Source organism: Hoylesella nanceiensis DSM 19126 = JCM 15639 (genome assembly GCF_000379965.1).
GTDB classification, from domain to species: Bacteria; Bacteroidota; Bacteroidia; order Bacteroidales; family Bacteroidaceae; genus Prevotella; species Prevotella nanceiensis.
The window spans coordinates 389,069-408,931 of sequence record NZ_KB904328.1; the positions used below are offsets into that span (position 1 = coordinate 389,069).

At 41.9% G+C, this 19,863-nt stretch carries 16 protein-coding genes and 3 pseudogenes; 9 read left to right on the plus strand and 10 right to left on the minus strand.

Going from position 1 to position 19,863, the window contains the following annotated elements; all coding sequences use genetic code 11:
* Positions 1 to 72: 72 nt before the first annotated feature.
* From A3GM_RS0104670 to A3GM_RS11275, 5 genes and pseudogenes are all read left to right on the plus strand, one after another.
* On the plus strand, positions 73 to 654 hold the full coding sequence (locus tag A3GM_RS0104670; protein ID WP_018362234.1) for a hypothetical protein: 582 nt from the start codon (positions 73 to 75) through the stop codon (positions 652 to 654).
* A 158-nt stretch (positions 655 to 812) separates the two neighbouring features.
* Entirely contained in the window at positions 813 to 1,373 is a 561-nt protein-coding gene (locus A3GM_RS0104675; protein WP_018362235.1) for an acyloxyacyl hydrolase, read from the plus strand.
* Positions 1,374 to 1,929: 556 nt separating this feature from the next.
* A pseudogene (locus A3GM_RS11875) lies at positions 1,930 to 3,600 on the plus strand (BspA family leucine-rich repeat surface protein); the annotation flags it as partial.
* 27 nt (positions 3,601 to 3,627) lie between these two features.
* Positions 3,628 to 8,037, plus strand: coding sequence for an RHS repeat-associated core domain-containing protein (locus tag A3GM_RS11005; RefSeq protein ID WP_340139644.1), 4,410 nt, complete (start codon positions 3,628 to 3,630; stop codon positions 8,035 to 8,037).
* Between the two features lie 67 nt (positions 8,038 to 8,104).
* The gene (locus A3GM_RS11275) at positions 8,105 to 8,557 is read left to right on the plus strand and encodes an RHS repeat domain-containing protein (protein ID WP_081614691.1); all 453 of its coding nucleotides are present in this window, start codon (positions 8,105 to 8,107) and stop codon (positions 8,555 to 8,557) included.
* A 214-nt stretch (positions 8,558 to 8,771) separates the two neighbouring features.
* On the opposite strand, the pseudogene A3GM_RS11880 reads toward A3GM_RS11275, so the two are convergent.
* The 3 genes and pseudogenes from A3GM_RS11880 to A3GM_RS0104695 all read right to left on the minus strand — a co-directional run.
* Positions 8,772 to 8,971: pseudogene (locus A3GM_RS11880) on the minus strand (hypothetical protein); the annotation flags it as partial.
* 391 nt (positions 8,972 to 9,362) lie between these two features.
* Positions 9,363 to 9,833: a D-Ala-D-Ala carboxypeptidase family metallohydrolase gene (locus A3GM_RS0104690; RefSeq protein ID WP_018362238.1), complete on the minus strand. Its 471-nt coding sequence runs from the start codon at positions 9,831 to 9,833 to the stop codon at positions 9,363 to 9,365.
* An 18-nt stretch (positions 9,834 to 9,851) separates the two neighbouring features.
* On the minus strand, positions 9,852 to 10,292 hold the full coding sequence (locus tag A3GM_RS0104695; protein ID WP_018362239.1) for a hypothetical protein: 441 nt from the start codon (positions 10,290 to 10,292) through the stop codon (positions 9,852 to 9,854).
* 191 nt (positions 10,293 to 10,483) lie between these two features.
* Between A3GM_RS0104695 and A3GM_RS0104700 the strand changes: the two genes are divergently transcribed.
* Positions 10,484 to 10,813, plus strand: a complete 330-nt coding sequence (locus A3GM_RS0104700) for a hypothetical protein (RefSeq protein ID WP_018362240.1) — start codon at positions 10,484 to 10,486, stop codon at positions 10,811 to 10,813.
* Positions 10,814 to 10,842: 29 nt separating this feature from the next.
* Positions 10,843 to 11,010 (plus strand): hypothetical protein, encoded by a 168-nt coding sequence (locus A3GM_RS11515; RefSeq protein WP_018362241.1) that lies wholly within the window; start codon positions 10,843 to 10,845, stop codon positions 11,008 to 11,010.
* Positions 11,011 to 11,119: 109 nt separating this feature from the next.
* On the opposite strand, the gene A3GM_RS0104710 is transcribed toward A3GM_RS11515, so the two are convergent.
* The 4 genes from A3GM_RS0104710 to A3GM_RS11520 form a co-directional block, all read right to left on the minus strand.
* On the minus strand, positions 11,120 to 13,915 hold the full coding sequence (locus tag A3GM_RS0104710; protein WP_018362242.1) for a hypothetical protein: 2,796 nt from the start codon (positions 13,913 to 13,915) through the stop codon (positions 11,120 to 11,122).
* 44 nt (positions 13,916 to 13,959) lie between these two features.
* Positions 13,960 to 14,157, minus strand: coding sequence for a hypothetical protein (locus A3GM_RS0104715; RefSeq protein WP_018362243.1), 198 nt, complete (start codon positions 14,155 to 14,157; stop codon positions 13,960 to 13,962).
* Positions 14,158 to 15,047: 890 nt separating this feature from the next.
* A complete protein-coding gene (locus A3GM_RS0104735) occupies positions 15,048 to 16,913 on the minus strand; it encodes a hypothetical protein (protein WP_044124946.1) in 1,866 nt (621 codons plus the stop codon).
* Between the two features lie 155 nt (positions 16,914 to 17,068).
* A complete protein-coding gene (locus A3GM_RS11520; RefSeq protein ID WP_018362248.1) occupies positions 17,069 to 17,233 on the minus strand; it encodes a hypothetical protein in 165 nt (54 codons plus the stop codon).
* A gap of 256 nt (positions 17,234 to 17,489) precedes the next feature.
* On the opposite strand from A3GM_RS11520, the pseudogene A3GM_RS11380 reads away from it, so the two are divergent.
* Positions 17,490 to 17,621, plus strand: a pseudogene (locus A3GM_RS11380) (tyrosine-type recombinase/integrase); the annotation flags it as partial.
* Positions 17,622 to 17,982: 361 nt separating this feature from the next.
* Here the strand turns inward: A3GM_RS11380 and A3GM_RS0104750 are convergent.
* Complete coding sequence (locus A3GM_RS0104750) at positions 17,983 to 18,360, minus strand: hypothetical protein (RefSeq protein WP_018362250.1); 378 nt, start codon at positions 18,358 to 18,360, stop codon at positions 17,983 to 17,985.
* 119 nt (positions 18,361 to 18,479) lie between these two features.
* Complete coding sequence (locus A3GM_RS11525) at positions 18,480 to 18,632, minus strand: hypothetical protein (RefSeq protein ID WP_202898623.1); 153 nt, start codon at positions 18,630 to 18,632, stop codon at positions 18,480 to 18,482.
* A 119-nt stretch (positions 18,633 to 18,751) separates the two neighbouring features.
* Between A3GM_RS11525 and A3GM_RS11530 the strand changes: the two genes are divergently transcribed.
* A complete protein-coding gene (locus tag A3GM_RS11530; protein ID WP_154648091.1) occupies positions 18,752 to 18,937 on the plus strand; it encodes a hypothetical protein in 186 nt (61 codons plus the stop codon).
* A 144-nt stretch (positions 18,938 to 19,081) separates the two neighbouring features.
* On the opposite strand, the gene A3GM_RS0104760 is transcribed toward A3GM_RS11530, so the two are convergent.
* Positions 19,082 to 19,552 carry an HU family DNA-binding protein gene (locus tag A3GM_RS0104760; RefSeq protein WP_018362253.1) on the minus strand — a complete coding sequence of 157 codons (471 nt, stop codon included), beginning with the start codon at positions 19,550 to 19,552 and terminating at the stop codon, positions 19,082 to 19,084.
* Positions 19,553 to 19,863: the final 311 nt, after the last annotated feature.

Sequence of the window (19,863 nt, forward strand, 5' to 3'; positions counted from 1 at the left end):
CAAAAAGGGGTGCTTTCTTTGCTCTTTGCACATCTTTTCTTATATTTGTAACCAATCAAAACACAAAAGATAATGAAAAATATTAGTATTCTATTCTGCGCCTTTCTATTGGCAACAACAACCTTAGTGGGTTGCGACAATTTTGCTAATGACGACAAAAACGAGCCTACTACCTGCTATTTTGGCGGTTGGATCGACCTACAAAAGATACCAACCATCACCAAAGAGACCTTTAAAAGACAGATTGTTGGTAAGGGTTGGAAGCACGAATTCACACAAGAAATGAACGCAAATGGCACCATTGCGCAAAAAAGCTACTACAATGGGCTCATCGGAATCAGTCCTATCGACTTCTATTTCTCTGAGGGCGACGTCACAAGCTTCACTCATTCAGACGCTCTTAACGAGTATGTTAAGGCCACAAGGGGCTATATCTACGACGAAGCAACCAACACTATTCAGCTAATTAACAGCAAAGCGCCTAACGACCGCATATTGGAATGCGACGGAACAAACCTCTCTATCATTCAATTCTTGGGCTATAAGAACGACGGAACGGGCAAACTAACAGAAACCTATGGCGTTTCTAAATACAGAAAGATGACAACTCAAGAACTGGAAGAAATGCAAAAGCTGTATCGTCCTCTACAATAATAAAACAAACCCCATACGATGAGGAGCGGTTTATCATACCTATTGCTCTAACTTTTTAGTGCTCTTCCCCGTTAGCAGAGATCGATTAGCCCTTGTGCAATCAAGAATATTTAGCTATCTTTGTTGCGATAAACCCTGTAAATCAATAAAATTAAATAATGAACCAGTTAACTAAGAAAAGAAACATCTTACTACTCCTCTTCTCACTACTTGCATTTTGCAATCTACAAGCCCAAACAAAACAACAAGTTTATGTAGAACTACTTGGTGCTTCCACCACCGTTGGCGTGCATTATGATAGCCGTTTCGGTAAAAATAGCCACTGGGGATTTAGAGCAGGATTGGCTTTTACCAGCACCGACAATCAAGATTTTATGGAATGTGACCCCTTAAAAACACGAGGTGTTACCCTTCCTGTTGGCATCAACTATCTCATTGGCAAGAATAAGCATTTTGCAGAGCTCGGATTGGGCGTAAGTTTCGGAAGCTATCAATGCACCCTTAGAAAAGAAGAAAAGCTTTTTAAGAAGAACTTAACAGGCAGTTTCCTCTTTTTAGATATGGGTTATCGTTATCAACCCGCCAAAGGAGTGTCGGTTCGCTTAGGTCTTAACCCAGGATTGGCTCTCAACTACAAAGAAACGGCAAGAGAAGACAACAACACCATCAATCGCTCAGCAGTCATATATCCTTATTTAAGCATTGGATTAAGTCTTTAACGCAATATATGCAGTAACCATTTTCGCATGCAGAAAGCTACATCGTTGGGTGAACAAACGCAACCAAGATAAAGAGAAATAAGGTTCATCCGAGATTTGGAGTGATGAACCAACAACTCTCTTAAAAGTAATGGATCGATACAACAAAATATCCGACGTAACCCCAACACTTTCTTTTCTGACAGTCTTCCGAGATAAACAGAAAATCGCGGAAATATTAAGTACTCTATATTGGCTTATAGATAAATATATTAACTTATAGATTTCTATTCTAAAAAGCCAAATACGGGCTGAAGCATTGCACAAGCTGGTTGACTCTACGAATTATCTGAAATATAGTTCTTTTCTTGTTAGAAATACATCCAACTGTTTTTTTTCATTCAAAAAAGTCACTACATTTGTAGATGAAAAGACTTATCTAAAAAATACACCGTTTACACACTACAATTAAATAAGAATCACAAGTTATAAGCAAACAAATAATATATCAATTATGAAAGAACAACACTTTAAATCATTCTTTCTTTCCCTGGTGTTCAGTTTCGTGGGAATACTCATGCCTATTCAAACCTTTGCACAAGAAAAAAAGGCCTATGCTGTACTGAGTGAAGACGAGAAAACATGTACCTTTCGCTATGACGAACAAGCAGGTAGTTACGATAGAAAAAAGGTGAGATACTACGGTGCAATATTTAATCGGTACATTATACCCGCATCCATTGAAAAGGTTATTTTTGAGCCTTCTTTCAAAGCATATCGTCCGAAAAGCACAGCCGAACTATTCAGTGGATGCTATAGTCTTAACAGGATTGACGGTATCGAGTATCTAAATACGGAAGACGTAACCAACATGGGCGGCATGTTCTACGACTGTTCTTCACTAAAAGAAATTAACCTGAATAATTTCAATACAGGACAAGTTACAAACATGAGTAGGATGTTCCAAGGCTGCTCTTCATTGACATCGCTCAACTTGGCTAATTTCAACACAAGTAAAGTTAAAAACATGAGCAACATGTTCTGGTATTGCTCTTCCTTGACATCACTCGACTTATCTAATTTCAATACTGGACAAGTCACAGACATGGCTTCGATGTTCGATGGCTGCTCTTCCTTGACATCGCTCAACTTGGCTAATTTCAACACAGAGCAAGTCACAGACATGCGTTCGTTGTTCGATGGCTGCTCTTCATTAACATCGCTCAACTTGGCTAACTTCAATACAGGACAAGTTACATACATGAGCCAAATATTCTCTGGATGCTCTTCTTTGACATCGCTCAACTTGGCCAATTTCAACACAAGAAAAGTTACAAACATGAATGCCATGTTCTTAGGATGCAAGTCATTGACATCGCTCAACTTGGCTAATTTCAATACAGAGCAAGTCACAGACATGCGTTCGTTGTTCGATGGCTGCTCTTCATTAACATCGCTCAACTTGGCTAATTTCAATACGAGTCAAGTAGAAGAAATGGGGTCTATGTTCTCTGGTTGCTCTTTATTGACATCACTCGATGTGTCTAATTTCAATACAGGAAAAGTTACAAACATGAATGCCATGTTCGCTAACTGCTCTTCCTTGACATCACTCGATGTATCTAATTTCAATACAGCACAAGTTACAGAGATGAAGGGCATGTTCTCTGGATGCTCTTCCTTGACATCGCTCAACCTGTCTAATTTCAATACAGAACAAGTTACAAACATGAGATATATGTTCTGGTCTTGCTCTTCCTTGACATCGCTCAACTTGTCTAATTTCAATACAAGACAAGTTACAAACATGGAGGATATGTTCTTGGGTTGCTCTTCGTTAAAATCGCTCAACTTGGCTAATTTCAATACAGAACAAGTTACAAAGATGAACGAAATGTTCTGGTCTTGCTCTTCCTTGACATCACTCGACTTGTCTAATTTCAATACAGGACAAGTTACAAACATGTGGGGCATGTTCAGTCGCTGCTCTTCCTTGACCTCACTCAACTTGTCCAATTTCAATACTGCACAAGTTACAGAGATGGAGGGCATGTTCTCTGGATGCTCTTCCTTGACATCGCTCAACCTGTCTAATTTCAATACAGAACAAGTCACAAAGATGAACCACATGTTCTCAGGATGCAAGTCATTAACATCGCTCGACTTGTCCAATTTCAATACTGCACAAGTTACAGAGATGGCGGGCATGTTCGATGGCTGCTCTTCATTGACATCGGTCAACTTGGCTAATTTCAATACAGAACAAGTCACAAAGATGAACCACATGTTCTATGGCTGCTCTTCATTAAAATCGCTCAACTTATCTAATTTCAATACAGAACAAGTTAGATGGATAGGAATGATGTTTTATGGCTGCTCTTCCTTAACATCGCTCGACTTGTCTAATTTCAATACAAGACAAGTTACATTTATGGGCGACATGTTCACTAACTGCACTAATCTACAAACTATATTTTGTCGCAATTCATGGGAAAATCTTGAAAATCTCTTCGACAATAATCCCAAACTAAAAGGAGCTGTCGCCTACAATCCTGAAAAGAGAGGAGGGGATATGGCGAATCCACACACCGGCTACTTCACCATGCCGGGTAAGAAGGTTGAGCAGTGCGACATGAATGACGTGCCTTCCACAAGTCCATATTATGCTTCTACCAGTTTTCTTTGTGAGCGTGGAGTGCTTTCGGGGGTAAAAATAGATGGTGCAGTTAAAGTAGAAGATAAACTCACTCGCGCGCAGTTGGCGAAGATTGGATTCAGAGGGCTGTATCTAACTAATGGACGACAAGTGCCCTCCGCAGTGCCGTCAGATAATTTCCCATCAATATATCCCGACATCTCCCATCGCACTGCTGACAACGAGTATTACTATCAAGCAGCACGAGCATTGATGTATCTCGAATATGGAGATGGAATCAGTCCCTTCGATCGAAATCGCGTGAATTTCGAACCCAGCAACAATATTTCGCGCATCCATGTGCTGAAAGCGCTTTGCGAAACCTTCAATATCAAACCTGATATGTCGGGAACTTCTAATCCCTTCCCAGGCGATGCAGAAGCCGTTGCACTACAACGTAACAATCCCGTGAAATTTGGTTATCTGCGGCGCGCTGCGGCTCTGGGACTCATTACGACTCCCGAAGGGAACAAAAACACTAAGTTTCGCCCTCACGACGACTGTTTGCGCGGCGAAGCCTTCTTGATGTTGGCACGCATCATGCGAGCGATAGAGACCGGTAAGATCACCGACCCCAACCCCTCGACGGCCGACTACTTCGAACCGCTCAACCTCACGACGCAAACTTTGGCCTTGGGACTTGGCTTGTCGATGGGTAACTTTAACCACTACACCAAGAGTAGTTTTCAGCTTGACGGAGTGACTCCGCTCACATTCGCTCATACCTACAATTCCTACAACACGACATTGCCCGATGCCTTCTATGCTTCACGCGACAGCAAAGATCGCACAGAAGTTTATCAACCCTTGGGGCCGGGTTGGAGCCACAGCTACCACACCTTCATCACGTTTGCTGGACACGGCAAGGACGCACGCGCAATCGTGCACTGGGGTGGAGGGAAGTTCCATGTGTATCAATCGGACGGTACGAAATTTCGCCCCGAATCGGCGGGTGTCTACGACGACATGACCATCACCTCCGATGGTATCACAATCCGCACAAAGGACAAAATCACCTACACGTTTGACAAACGAGGCACCGCTCCGGGCATGACAATGATGTACCTCACATCTGCCACCGACCGAAACGGCAATAAACTCTCGCTTCGCTATGCCGAAGGAACAAACGGAACACGAGTCATCAGCAGTGTGTCGGATGGTCACCGCGAACTGAAGTTCACCTACAAAAACGGCACGAATCTACTGGAACAAGTAGAAGATCCCTCTGGGCGCAGTGTCCGCTTCGACTACACCTTCAATGCGGCACAAGATTGCTATGTGTTGACGTCCTTCACGGATGCAGCACAGCACACAACGAACTACGAATATGCCGATACCGGCAACCATGGAACGGCATTCTTGCTGAAACGCATTCAACTCCCCAAGGGCAACTATATCGAAAATGAATATGACGCTAACCGCCGTCTTAAAAACACGGCTATGGGTAATAAGGGGGTGCCCCAAACACAAACTTCGGTTGCTGTGGCGGCTAACTACACTGGGCAGACTGCTACGCAATCGACCGTTACAGTAGAACAAAGTGACAGATCCCAAAGCTTCGTGTACAACTATAATAGCAACAATGTCTTGATTGACATGAAGGGTTCAGGCGGTTTTTCGATGCAAGCGACTTATGGCAACGCACGTCACCCTCAACTTCCCACGAAGGTGAAAACGCAAAACGAAGAAGTGAGTGACGTCAACTATGACGAACGAGGCAACGTGACCCGCATTGCAGTACGCTCACTCGATGGTAATGAAACACAGGAAACGAAAATGACGTATGACAACGACAACAATTTGATTTCTACAACAGACGCCAAGGGTAATACTACACGCTACACTTACGACACAGCGGGCAACATGACACGTATAGATGCTCCAGAAGGCGCAACTACCCACATTGAGTTGGACAACCGTGGTTTACCTACCAAAATTACAGGTGCAGAAGGCGTAGAGACGACCATCTCTTACAATGAATTTGGCAACCCAACACGTATCGCTCAACCTGCCACGGGAGAATTTACCGCTCTGGAGTACAGCACTCCGGGATTCCTACACTCTGTTGCTGATGCACTTGGCAATAAGACTTATTATTGGTACAATAATGTGGGCAATCTCCAAGCTCTTTCAGATGCTCTCAGCGGAAGAATAAATTACAAGTATGACGACAATGACAACTTGACACTTGTTGCTGACGAATACGGCAATGAGACATCAATGACCTATGACGAAACAACGGACTTACTCGTGTCAATGTCGTACGGCAAAGAAACAAAACGCTATGAGTATTATGAAGACGGGCGATTGAAACGCTACACCTCGCCCGATAGGGTCAACTTTGACTACACCTACGATGAACTAGGCAACGTGACAGCAGATGGTACGAACAACTATACCTATGATGCTCACTCGCGTCTAACCTCCGTGGTGCAAGATGAGAAACAGCTCTCTTTTACCTACGACGGATTTAATCGCATTACGGGCATCCGCTATAATGACTTCTCAAACAACGAAGTGCACTACCGCTATGATGCCAACGGTAAGACAACCGACTTGACCTATCCAGACGGAAAAAATGTACACTACGATTACGATGGACTCAATCGTCTCACTGCAATGACGGACTGGAAGGGGCGTACAATACGCTATAGCTATGACCGTGACAGCCGACTCACACGTACGGACTATCCCAACGGTATGCACACCACGTATGCTTATGATGCAGGCGGACGCCTTGCTCAAAAGAAGACTGTACTGCGCAATGGTACAACGGTGGCTGGCTATGACTTTGAATATGACCTACGCGGCAATATCAAGAAACAGTTGTCTACTGAGCCCTACGAAGCTGCAGACGTGCCTAATGAAACAACTGAATACCAATATTGGGGTACCAACCAGTTATCACGCGTGGGTAATGCCGACGTATTATTCGACCAAAATGGCAATATGATGTGGGGGGCAGGAAAATACAAGAGTTGGGACAAGAACAATCGACTCGTGGGGATAGGAGACACGCGACTACAATATGATCCATTGGGCAATCTGCGCAGATATAAGAACACAAACTTTCTCTTGGATCTCAGCGGTATAGGACATATCATCGGTGAAGCTGACAACGAAGGGCACCCCACGCGCTACTATCTGCACGGAACAAACTTAGAGGCACGTATTGAACGCGATGGCTCTACGCAATACTATGTCACGGACGTTCGCGGCAGCATCGTTGCCATGGTGGATGAAGCGGGTAACCTGACACACCGATATCAATATGACGAGTTCGGCAACATCACACAACAGGAAGAGCGCGACTTCAATCCTTTCCGCTATGTTGGGGCTTTCGGAGTGCTCTATCTCGAAGACAACCTTTACCACATGCGCGCCCGCGTCTACGATTCACAACTCGGACGTTTCCTTTCGGAAGACCCTGTGTGGAGTCCCAATCTCTACCCGTATGCAGACAACAATCCGATTATGAAAATCGACCCGAAGGGGGAATCATCTATAGAAGTTCTAGGTAAGACTGTTGAATATAGTATTGAATTATACAAGGCCAGTAGCGTAGCCAAGACTACAGCAGGTTTGACAAAAGCGGCCGAGCTTTCGAAAATGGGATATGCTAGTGAAGCTGAAATAACAAATGCATTAAACGAGGTATATGCTTTAGAACCGACAAAAACAGTAACCCAAGTTCTTCCCAAACCAGCAGTTAGCCCCAACTATTGGGCGGCAGGCGCAAAGATAGCCGGTGGTGCAGCTATCGTGGCAGCTAGTACTTGGGGAGCTGCTAAGTTGGCAATGAACGGATGGATAAAATCAGCCTATTTCACTGGAATCGTGGGTGGTGCCGTGGGTGGTGCAATTGCCGGTGCGGGAATCGGAGCTGTCACAGGTGCAGGAGTCGGTGCCATTCCTGGAGCAGTCATAGGCGGCATAATCGGAATAGGAGGAGCTGCCTACGGACACTGGAAATACAATCACAGGCGTTGATTCCTTCTAGGATTAAAAAATTCTGATAAAGATAAAGTCCAATCATATAATCAATAAATGCTATATTATGAACAATATTACAATAATGGGAATACTCTGCTCCTTAGCTTTTGTTCCTTGTCACGCACAAAATCAAACCACCTACGAATACGATGCTCTCAATCGGCTCGTTAAGGTTACTACATCCAAAGGTGTCACAGAGTACTCCTATGACCATCTAGGAAACAGAATGTCTAGAAAGAAGCAGACACATATCACGGGAATACAGACCATACAGAACCCTGAAGAACTGAATCTTCTCATAGATGCAAATATGAAACAATTATACGTAATATGTCCGCAAAGCACCATAGGAGAAGAACTCTTTCTCGTTGATGCTAGTGGCAGAACTCTCCACAAACAAAATATCGATGGCGAACGAATAGCAATATCTACCGAGAACCTATCCCCTGGTTACTATCTCATCATCGCCTACGACAAAAAGGGACGTGCACATGCACGGAAATATGTAAAAAAATAAGATGACAAGAAAGAATATGATACGACAATCTTCTGAAATTACTTGTAAATACATCTCTATGAACTAAAAGTTCAATACTTTACAATTACATTTCTAACTAAAAACAGACATTGATCTATTTCCTGTTTGATAGATGTTGACTCCTGACACACTATCCCAAAATTAAGATTTGGAACATTCTTAATTCACTCAATCATATTAGAGATGAGGGGTTAACGTCCTGCTTTACCTTACGATAGCTGGCTTCTATAGTCTCACAGAGATTATCGGAGCCAGCTTTGTTGGTTAAAATCTGCAATAATGAGAGCTTTCGTCTCTGCAGACAATATTAGCAGAGTCTACAACAATCTCAGCACAGAAGATATTCTGGCCTATGCGCTCATCAAAGTTGTCTAACACTGGCCCCTCAAACAAATCTTAGATATTGCATGAGACAACCGAAACACTTACGACGATATTACCATAGAACCTCAGACATATTCCGAAAAGCTCTGACAATTTGAGAGAATGCTCCTAAGGGAAGTTCATCTCCGTAAATTGTTCCGTGCGCAATGTGCTTTAGCTTCGCGATAGTATCCAAAATTTATGTGTAAGCTCCAAAGTTCTTATTTTTGTGGTGAACTTAAAAGGAACAAGAACAATGGAGTTTACGAAGTCACAAATATCGGAATTCTTTTCCATTTTTCTCTCCTCTGGAGGTCGTTTTAATACATTAGTTGGGTTCATCCGAGATTTGGAGTGATGAGATAAAAAAGAAAGATCACAAGTCTTTCGCAAAGCACTTCATCACCCTTTGTTAGCAAAGTTATTTAAAATCTCGATAGTGCTCCGTTAAATCCACCGCCATATTGCGATTATAGCGTCGGTCGCTTTTATAGCTAACATGTAGCCAAAACGACGGAGTTTTGCGCTTTCTCTCCAACAACATCTGGTCGAACGTGCAGTGTTGACATATAAATCGAAACATTTCTAAGCCCCTTTCACGATTCGGAACATAGATGTCTGCCGCCTCGCCAAAGGTGTGTTGCGACAAAGAGTTGGCGCACAGGGCATCGTTAAGTCGCTCACTTCTAAAGCCACTCGTTATCCTTATCGCCCCAAAATGTTGTCGGAGCGGTTCCAATACATGCTCGCACAAAGCCTTTAGTCGGGCAATTTGCGTGGCATTGGGGCAGTTAATGATGTGCAGTTGGGTGGCAGTTGCCGACGCAGTCATTTCCTTTAGCGAGAAATGAGGCGTTAAAAAGAAATTCTTTTCAATGGTATTAGTTGTCATATCCTGTTCGTGTGTTTTTTAGTTGATGATTCGTTTTTCGACATATTCAAAGACAATCTCGTTAGACAGCGGGCGTATCTCGGGATTTTTAGCGAGCAACAGCATGTATCGCTCAATGATGTTATATCGCCTCACGCCCTTTCTTTGACGTGCTCTGAGCACAATTGCAGAGGGATTGGCAGGAATCTTTACCTGCAACAAGCCAAAGAACAGAGCCGTGAGAATGCGGAACGAGAGCGGAAAGCCCTTGTCGTCGATCAGTAAACCTTCAGAATAAATAAAATAAACAAGCTCCACCAAGTCGGTAGTGGTGCCTTGCCATCGGCATTTACACGAGGGTTTCAGCCACAAAAGCCTCAGCAATTCTTCGGCAATGGCATAGCGCACATCGCCTTTGGGCAACTTTCTTGCATTCCTTTTGATATCAGAAACGCTAAAAAAATCAGTTGGTCTTTTCATAACATTGTGTGTTTTAAAATAAATGATTGTTTTATTTTTAAATTGAATTGTTCGACTGCAAAGATAAAAGAGAATCGAGAAGGATTTCTTCGTTTTTCATTTTTCATAGTTAACAAACTATAAATCTTCATCTCTTACAGAACCATTTCAAAACGAAAGAAAAGCACAAAGAAGCCAAAGACAAGACGAGCATGGGGCAAGACGTGGGCAAGGCAGGTAGAATGGCAAACGAAGAGGACAAAGAAGGGGGCGAAAGAGGAAGAAGCGGGCGGAGCTGTTCAGAAAGAACGTGGGGCGAACAAGGGGAATATGTTAGTGTAACCCCGAAAGAAAGGCAGACGAATGGGGAGAGAAAAGCGCAAAGCGCAAATAGAGAACGAAGACGAACCAGAAAGAAGTGGGGCAAACAAGCGGAATATTTTAGCGCAAGTCCGAAAGAAAGGGGAAAGAATAGAGATAGAAAAACGCAGAGCGCAAATAGAGAATGGGGACGAACTAAGAGAGCTTTGAAAGACTACTAAAAGGAGAAAAAAGTTCTTTTTAAAAGGAGTTGGAGGCAGTTGGAAAGAAGCAACGAGGCGAAGAGGAAGGCACGGGCGCAACAAGTCTTCTGCACCGCTCGTTCCCCCAGTTTGCAAAGGCGATGCTATTACAGCTCATTCTCAACGCTATTAGTCCTCAACAGCAACGACATTCGCCCTCAACAGCAATGCTATAAAAATGATAAAGAAGGTGGAGCAAGAAAAAGCCCTGTTTTATCTCGAAAATAAAACAGGGCTTGGTATATTCAGCTCAAGACTGATTTGTTCTAAAATATCTATTTGAAATTATTCTGCTGCTGGACGAACTGAGAAGCCATAGGTACGCATGTTTCCAACTCTTGAGTACACATCGTCACCAACAGAGAAACCTAATGCAGTACCATTACTAAAGAGATTAGGTAGTGCAGTCCAGAAGTTTCCTTGTTTTTTATATTGTCCTAACGCACCAACTCCACTATCCATATAACCTGTTGCAGGGAAGAAAATGGTTTCGTCTTTATTGCTGTTGGTCCAGAAGTCGTGTCCCATCTTAGCGTTAAATGTAGCTTGCACATCTGTTCCATCTACATTCTTCTGGCCTTGGTTCATACCATTTTCGGTGAATCCTGTAAAGGCATTACCACCAGGAACGGTGAATCCCACTGGAGTTGGGTCGTAAACGGTCTTGATAACAGGGTTATTGTTGCCAGAGTTGTTTCCTCCTGATGTGGTGTTATTAATCGACCAGAGGTTATAGAAATAATAATATCTTGTGAGATAAGAAGATGCAGGAATAGATCCTCCAATCAATCGGGTGACATAGAAACCACCTGGGTGTTGAATAATATTCGCCATGTGGATATCATCTCCTTGAGTTCTGTTCACACCAGCAACATTTCCGCTTAGTCCTGGGAATGCATCTTTACGTCCCCATTGATACAATGTGCTGATACCTTCTATCGCTGATGTCGTAGGACGTTGCTTAATGGTTACATAAGAGATTTCTTTTTGACCTGTATGACCCACTGTTTGCTCGATCTTCACTTTCACTTCACGAGTAGAAGTGTAAGGAGTACCTGTCCAAGTAATTGGTTTCCAACCCAATGTTTCTTTTGTAAAGTTATAAACCTTATCATCTTTGTTGGTAACTGCAATCTTTTCGAGAGCGTCTTTTGGTGCAAACCACAAGTGCCAAGACCAAACTACAACATTATTTTTCTTCACTGCAATAACAGTATTACCGCTCTTGATGTCGGCTTGCTTCACTTCGAACTTCACAAAAGCGTTTCCATTTCCATCACGCTGAATAGAAACAGCGTTCGAGCGCACAATGTTCGCCTCGTCGGTCCACACAATTTGAGCTGCGTTCACACCATTGTTAGCACCATTATGGGTCTTTTCAATCCATGGATTGCTAATAGGATTACCATTGTGATCTACTAAATTCGGAAGAATAACATTGTGTGTTACTCTGTTTTCGGTTACATTGAAAGAAGCAACATCACTTTTATATGCGCTTGCATTGGTTGCACCGTCCTTAATTGCGTTACCATAAACCAATGGGAACATATAAACACCTGGCGCAGAAATAACGTAGCAGTTGGCTGTATTCTCTACTGTTGCAGCACCAGTGCTGTTAGATAGGTTGTAAGGAGTTGCTGCAGAGCCTAACGCCTGTGCGTTTTTCAACTCGTTGTTGCGTAGAGCTACAAGGTCTACCACAGACGAAGGTACAAGCGAAGCTGTTGCTTCTTCTGCTCTTTCTCCACCATTTCCTTCTGTTTTGAGGTTGCCCAACCAACTTGGTTTCTCTGTCATCGAGAAGTTTCCGTCGCCATTTGCATCGTAACCAATCACCTTCCATGCCACAGGTTTCTTGGTTCCGTCTGGAGCCTCACGATAACTTTTGATGGTGTATTTCTCTGTTGCGGTTGCATTGAATGCTGCTGCCTTTGGACTTGTTGTCAAAAGTATGTATCCCCATGTAGAATTCTTTTGACTTAACTTATATGTACGGGTTGTACCTTCTTTCCAAGCACCTGTTAAAGGCACTGTTATTTTGCTGTTATCGCTAAATAGCACCTCTGCAGTTACCTTACCTGTTAACTCTTGAGGAATCATATAGAAGGTGTAACCATCGTTCAATTTAAGAATATCGTTCTCAGTTTGATACCTATCGTAGTTTCTTACAATACTATTTGGATCTTCGTTTGTTTTATAACTCAAACCTGCAAGCGACACGTCTCCACGAGTGCTATAACCTGTATGGTCCCATTTTGCGCCTGTTCCATCGTATTTATTAGAAAGAACATACTTGCTCTTGAGCAACACATTCTTAAGAGTGATCTTAGTAATGGTTTTGTCGAATGAGAGATTTTGACCCACTGCAAAGCGAATAGCGGTGAGTGCGTGACGGAACTTAAGGTTGGTTTGAGGAGCTCTACCACGTGTTACATAACGAACATCGCCCGAACAAGCTGTCATAAGGTCTACTTGATCTTGCACGTTAGGCTTCACTTGGAACTCAACAGTAGGACTTGCTGTTGCTGTAGCCTTACTAATTGTCATGGCGTTATACTTGCTTATCTCTGGGTAAACAGCATAGAAACGAGCACTTGGCTGATCCCACGACCATGGATAATAGTTATAAAGCTTACCATTTGGATAAGTCTTTGCATTGTGGAACCATTCTGTGTTGATGCTGTTAGCCGCTGTTCCACGAAGACCTGCAGACGAAAAGTCGCTGAAATTGCTCATATTGATGATGTTGGCACGTGTTGCCACTGGCTTTTGAACAGGGTTAATGCCCTCAACAGTGGTTTCAACGAGGCACACATCAAGGTTTTCTGCGCTTTGAGCCTCAAGAGTTTGTCCCTTAAGATCAGCAAGAGCCACTCCCGAAGCCGTTACACCACGAGTGGTAGAAGTGCTGTTAGTGGTTGGTTCGTCTTGCGCATCGCTCACGTTAAACTTCACTGCAAGCTCTTGCTCTCCGCCGTTATTCTCTTCATCTAAATTGTTATCTGCACACGAAACAGCAGACAACGCCATACCGCCGACAAACAATGCCGACAGAATAGGATAAAAATTTATCTTTTTCATCTTCGATTTTACGTTTTTATCTTTTACCTTTTCATTCTCAATGCTTATCCTTCAAGGTTATCGCTATCGCCTCCATCTTCGTGTTTTGGAGGTTCAATAGTAATACTTCCTGCAGGATCTCCATCGCCACCTGGGCGTGCATTAGGACTTGCTGCTAAAAGATAAGTGTTCTCTACAATATCAAACACAGCAATAGCTGGCGCAAGATATTGTTGCTTTTGGTTTTTCTTAATTGTTGTCATCTCTCTGTTATTCTGAAAATTTTCCCACGATTCATTCGCAGGAATAGTTATTTTTTTAAAGAAAAGAATCCCTTTATTCGCACGTTTTCTGTTTATTTTTTCTGCAAATAGACTCGTTGTTATCCTTTAGAAATTCAATCTTTTTTCTACTTTCTAATACTATTGCAATGCAAAATTATCAAAAAAACACCTATAACATTATATATGACACTCATTTTAAGTTTTATTTTGATATTTATAAGCTTATTTATAGTTCTATCTCGCTCATTTTCATTGACAAACATCAATATTCTTTTTATTGAAAACTCAACGATATTGAAGCGTTTCTTCGTCTTTTTCGCCTCTTTTTCTCACCCGAAATATTACACATTTTATATTCCATTTTATTAAATTATCATAACAAAAAGACGAAAATACAGTCCTTTTGGACACCAATAGATGGCGAATTGAGGGGTAAAAGAAGTGGAAATAAGAGGAGAAAGGAACTCTTTTTAAGCGTTTTAGAGGAAGAAAAAGGGAAAGAAGGAGGACGTTTTTTGAATAAAAACAGAGGATATTGCGAGAAAGAAGTGGAAACCTTGCAAGAAAAAAGGGTAGTTTAGAGAGTAAAACAGAAGTTTTGTAAAAGAAAAAGACGAAACATTGCAAAAAAGAAAAACAGAAGTTAGTCTACAATGTGCGTGGCGGTTGGAAAGAAGAAAGGAAGAGAAGAGGACAAAAGGGAAACAAGTAAAAACGAAACGACAGACAGACAGGGAGCAAGAAAGGCGAATATATAAGAGGAATAAAAAGAAAAAGGACTTCTCAATGCGTACAGCACCAAGAAGCCCCATAAGGAATATTATTAAATCTGCCTGAGTTTTATCAGACGAAAGTAACTAAATGCACCTTTATTCATTTATATCTTGCACCAATCTGCTCATACAGCCTTGTCCAGGTGCAGAGTAATCCTCGTGTACAAACCTTGAAACTTCAAATCGAACGTGTGCAATTCCAGAGCTTTTGTATGACGATGTGAAGTAGTTTCCATGGTTTCCCCATTGAACCAATGTTCTATTACCTTCGGATCTGTAAGCTGCTAATGGAATAAATACAGCACCGCTGTTTTTAATATTTGCGTAGGTGGTTGGATTTTTATTAGCATTTACATTGTTTCCAAACGTAGGATTGGGGATAGTAAACACGTCCTTAGCTTGTTGATAAGTCATAATATCGGGGAAAATCAAGAAACCTCGCAACTCTGCAGGGTTCGTTCCTCTACTACCATCTCCGTTTTCGTCGATGAAACAAGCTGCCCATTTCACATATCTCTTTCCATTAACCTCCCAAACACGATTGTTTAAGTTGTTAGTATTGAGGGGTAAGAGATAGCTCCACTCGTCTACTGTCAACGTACGGGTGGGCTTTGAGCCTACATGTAGCTTCTTACCAAAGTCAAATTCTGTTTCAACTCCAACACCTGAAATCGTGCGGTGGAATTTATATTTAAGCAAGGTGGGGTTGTTGAGCGTTCCCCATGAGGGAAGATCGAAGTAACGATAGGTTTCTGGAGAGACGTAGTCCACGCCCCCAACCTTAACCGTTTCATAAGAATAAGTACCACTACTTTGGTTATTCTTAGGCATAGCCATAGCCCATTGCTCAGGAGCTAATCTATAATAGCCTCGATGCACGGTGGCTTTACCTGTGATTTTAAGAGGTGTTGTGCCTCGCCATCTAATCAATTTATTAGCTTCTAAGGTGTTAGGCTTCATGTCTGCCGTATAGGTTTTCACTGGCATCACATACTGCATATTGCCATTGGTGATAGCTACTTTTTTATTGTCGCTAACAGAGAAAGCCGCCTTTGCATTATCAAAGTAAACGAAAGACTTTTCTTCTGCATAGTTGTGAGTTTCAGGTATAGCCGTTATCACGCTGCTATACGAGTCTGCATAATAGCCATCGAAAGAAGGAGTTACCCTTCCAGGCACCAATGTTATATAGAAATCTGTTTTCCCTGTTGGAAGGAAGATGTTGGTTTCAGGGTCGAGTTCTACTCCTATTTCCGAAACACCCGTTGCCAATCCCGTTTCTAAATCTACACTTGCCGAGGTGTAAACGCCCTCGCCTCGTATTCCAACCTTAGTAATTGTTGCTCCGCTCTCTGCTTTCATAGCAAAGTGAGCCACTGTAAATGCGTTGACTAAGTTAATACGTCCTTCTACATCTGCAGTGGAACCAGAAACAACAATCTTACCTTTTCCCGACAAAACGCAATGTCTTTTGATATCAGCAAGATTGCCTGTTTGTGAAGAAAGGTCGATGGTTATCTTGCCAGCGTTTATGTCGTTGTCAGTAATCGTTCTGTTTTTAGTGCCGTTAGTGGTTTTACCTACATAGAAGAAACGGTAGCTATCACCATTTACTACAGCACTTGCAGGGATTGATCCTGTAAATACTCCACGACTTTTACCCACTGCCGATTTGTTAACTGTTAGCGTAAAAATATTCTTTTGACCTGTTGCATTTTTGGCAACAAGCCACAATTGGTCGCCAGTTTCCCACTTCCATAAGCTACCAGAGCCGCTACTTTCATCAAGAAAGGCTCTTGTTTCGGTTGATTCTTCTCCTGTTCCAGCCGTTACAGTTAGGGTTAGCATCTTTTCTTTAGATACTTTTTCTTTGCCAGATTGATCTGTAAGATCAGAAGAACAAGACGATATCGATACGAGTGTTGCCAAAAACATAAGTGGCAACAAAATTCTTTTTTTCATTTTAAAATCCATTGATAAGGTTAATCGAATAAGTTTTAAACCTAATGTTAATAATTTCATTTTAGTAGAGATGCTAAGTTTACTCACAACTCAGTATCATCTTCCTTTACATTAAATAAAATAGTAATCTCGAACAAACTCCATTTCTTGAGCTGTTAATCTTGATCTGTGTACCAAGGGTCGTTTGGATCTTGACTAATGTCTTTGTTATCCATACTACCTCTTACGCTACCAGCCATCATTGGCTGCCACTCTAACCTGAATTTTGTGCATATCGGTCTCGCATATGCACGCATGTTGTCCTTAGTCATCATTTTCATTCTTCTTATTTTTTTATTCATATAAAATCTAAATACACTTCACGACGAAGTGTATCACCTTTTCATTGGTTGTTTTATGCAAATTTAAAGAAAAAAGAAATACGTTTTTTAAAAGTCCATGTTATTTAATCTTTATTACTATAATAAACTATAAAAATTACAATTTATATTGATAACACATCTCAAGCCTCTCGCCTTCAGCAACAAGTCCCACCCATTTGGTTCGCACATAACCCACCTTTAATGAGCACAAGATTGCGACAATAAAACCGTGAGCGTGCTCTTGGGTCATTCTAACATCACCACAACGCTCAACCTCTATGTTCACCCCAACATGGAGCAGAAAAAACGATGCATTGCCAAGATGCTTAAATCGCTCAATAAATAAGCATTCCGAATTGTTCAACCAACAAAAAAAGTTAGAGTCACCGCCTCTTTTCAATAAGACGATGACTCTAATATCTTGAAATTCGACCCTTTGTCGAAACCTTCTCAATTCTGTTTCACGAAAGATAAGCTCGCAATAAAACCACTTTACTTATCTTTTAGTCGATATAAATAAAAAATAAGATAGAGTAATGGTAGGATTCGAACCTACGATATGGGACCCATATAAATGGGCTCCATGTCTACCTACTGACATCATCATTACTTCTATCTTATATTGCAAATATATCTTTTTATTGGATACACTCCAAAAATATATCTTTTTTTGTGCCTCATCGGGCAAAATGGGCAACTACACAGCCTTAAAAGGGGCGTTTAGAGGTGAAGGGCTTAGTGTTTTTGCCTTTCAACGGACTCTCGATAAAGTAGCGCACCTCGTATGTTCCATACTCTGTTTTGTAGTGTTTGCCATTGAGATAGAGCTGAACGGTGATCACCGCCTTTGGATTTGCGCAATAAATAATGCCTCCAAAGGTGTCGTCGGTGGTTCTGTCGGCAAATTCAAATCGGTTTTTTGTGGTGAAATCGGCACGATGCGCCATCTGAACAATAAAGTCTTGGTCTGGCGTGTCGCATGTAACCACCATACGATATTCGTATTCTATTGGCTCATCTTTATCGCATGCAGTGAAAAAGAGGATACCACTTAATAGCAATAGGAGTGTAAAAAATTTCTTCATTTCATTATTTAGATTAATCGAATTGTTTTCTTTCGTTAGTCTTAACGATGTGCAAAGATAAATATTTTTTAGCTTAAATACACTATTTTTTCTTTTTTTACTCTCCTCGCTCTTCCTTTTTATCTTTTAATAGTCGCTGTTCCTTGCTTTCCAAACGCTTTATTATCAGCCACTGGCAGGTCTTCGGGCATCGTTCCGCCAAGCTCTTCAATGGTTTTACGCACCTTTCCGATCTCGATCATATCGTGCATATCCACGAAATGATCCTCCACCTTGTATTGACTATTGGCACAGGCTTCTTTCGCTTTTTTAATTACTTCCTCCTCCCCACCCCTCCATTCTCTTCCATAAGACAACAAAAAAGGCACCGAGAGTTATCTCAGTGCCGTTAATGAGTGGTGTACTCCGTTATTCCAATGTTAGCGTTCAGTGCCTTATTGCGCATCACCCTACAGCCATTTGCGCTACATTCAAAAGAGAGCAGTGGAGCATTCAAAAGAGAGCAGTGGTGCATTCCCTTGCCTCTTATGCTGCGTTCAGCTTGTCGTTAATACTAAAAAAGAGGATGAGCGAATAGACAACGCCGAACAAATAGATCATTGTGAAGCCAACGAAGCGGCGCAGCAGCATCCAGCAGTCGTGTAACAGTGTTCTCACTACAATTATTAGACTATTCATAAACAAAAGTTTAGGGTTAAACAAAAACTACAATCTCTCCATTTTATTGTGCGTGTGAAGTGTCGCCAGAAGCAGTCTTACGGGTCTTTTTAGGCTTCTTCACATCGTATTTGGTAGCCTCCTTCACCGTCATACCTTGCAGTAAGAAACTGGTTCGTTTGCGGTTAGCGGTGGTATAGGTTGTTGGGTGGAAGAGCACCCTTGCGCCCACGATGTTCTTTTGAGGGTTAAAGTCGAGCGAAGTGTCGGCAGGCTTCGTTTTAAGTCCCACCTTAAAGCTTCCAAGACCGCCCAAGATCACCTTTTGAGAGTTTTGCAACTGCGCTCTCATCACGTCCACCAACTCGGCAATCACCGCAAGTATATCACTCTTTTTAAGTGTACAGTTAGCCTGCATGATGCTTGCAAGACCATCGATGTCGATCACACCAGTGTGAAGCGAACGAGCATACCACTTGCCTTTTGTTTTACTTTGTTTTCTGTTGTCTTGTGTTAAACGATAAACTACTGACATAATTTGTTTCCTTTCTTGTTTTTTTGATTGTTATTACTGAATTAAAAAGCTGGCGAAAAAGCATTGAGAATGAAGTGTAATAGTCGACATCTTACCCATCAAAAGCAGCGACTTTGCTCACCAACAGCAACCCTTTTGTTTTCGATTGCAATGCAAAGATAGAACAAAGGCAAAGGCGTTGCAAGAAAGATGTGTGTAGTAAAGTGTATAGCACATAACAAAGAGACCCTCAAAGGTGTTTTGTTCACCTAAGAGAGTCTTTTAAAAGAGGTGCAGAAGGCTCTTCAACTGACTTCTGCGAAAGAGTATAA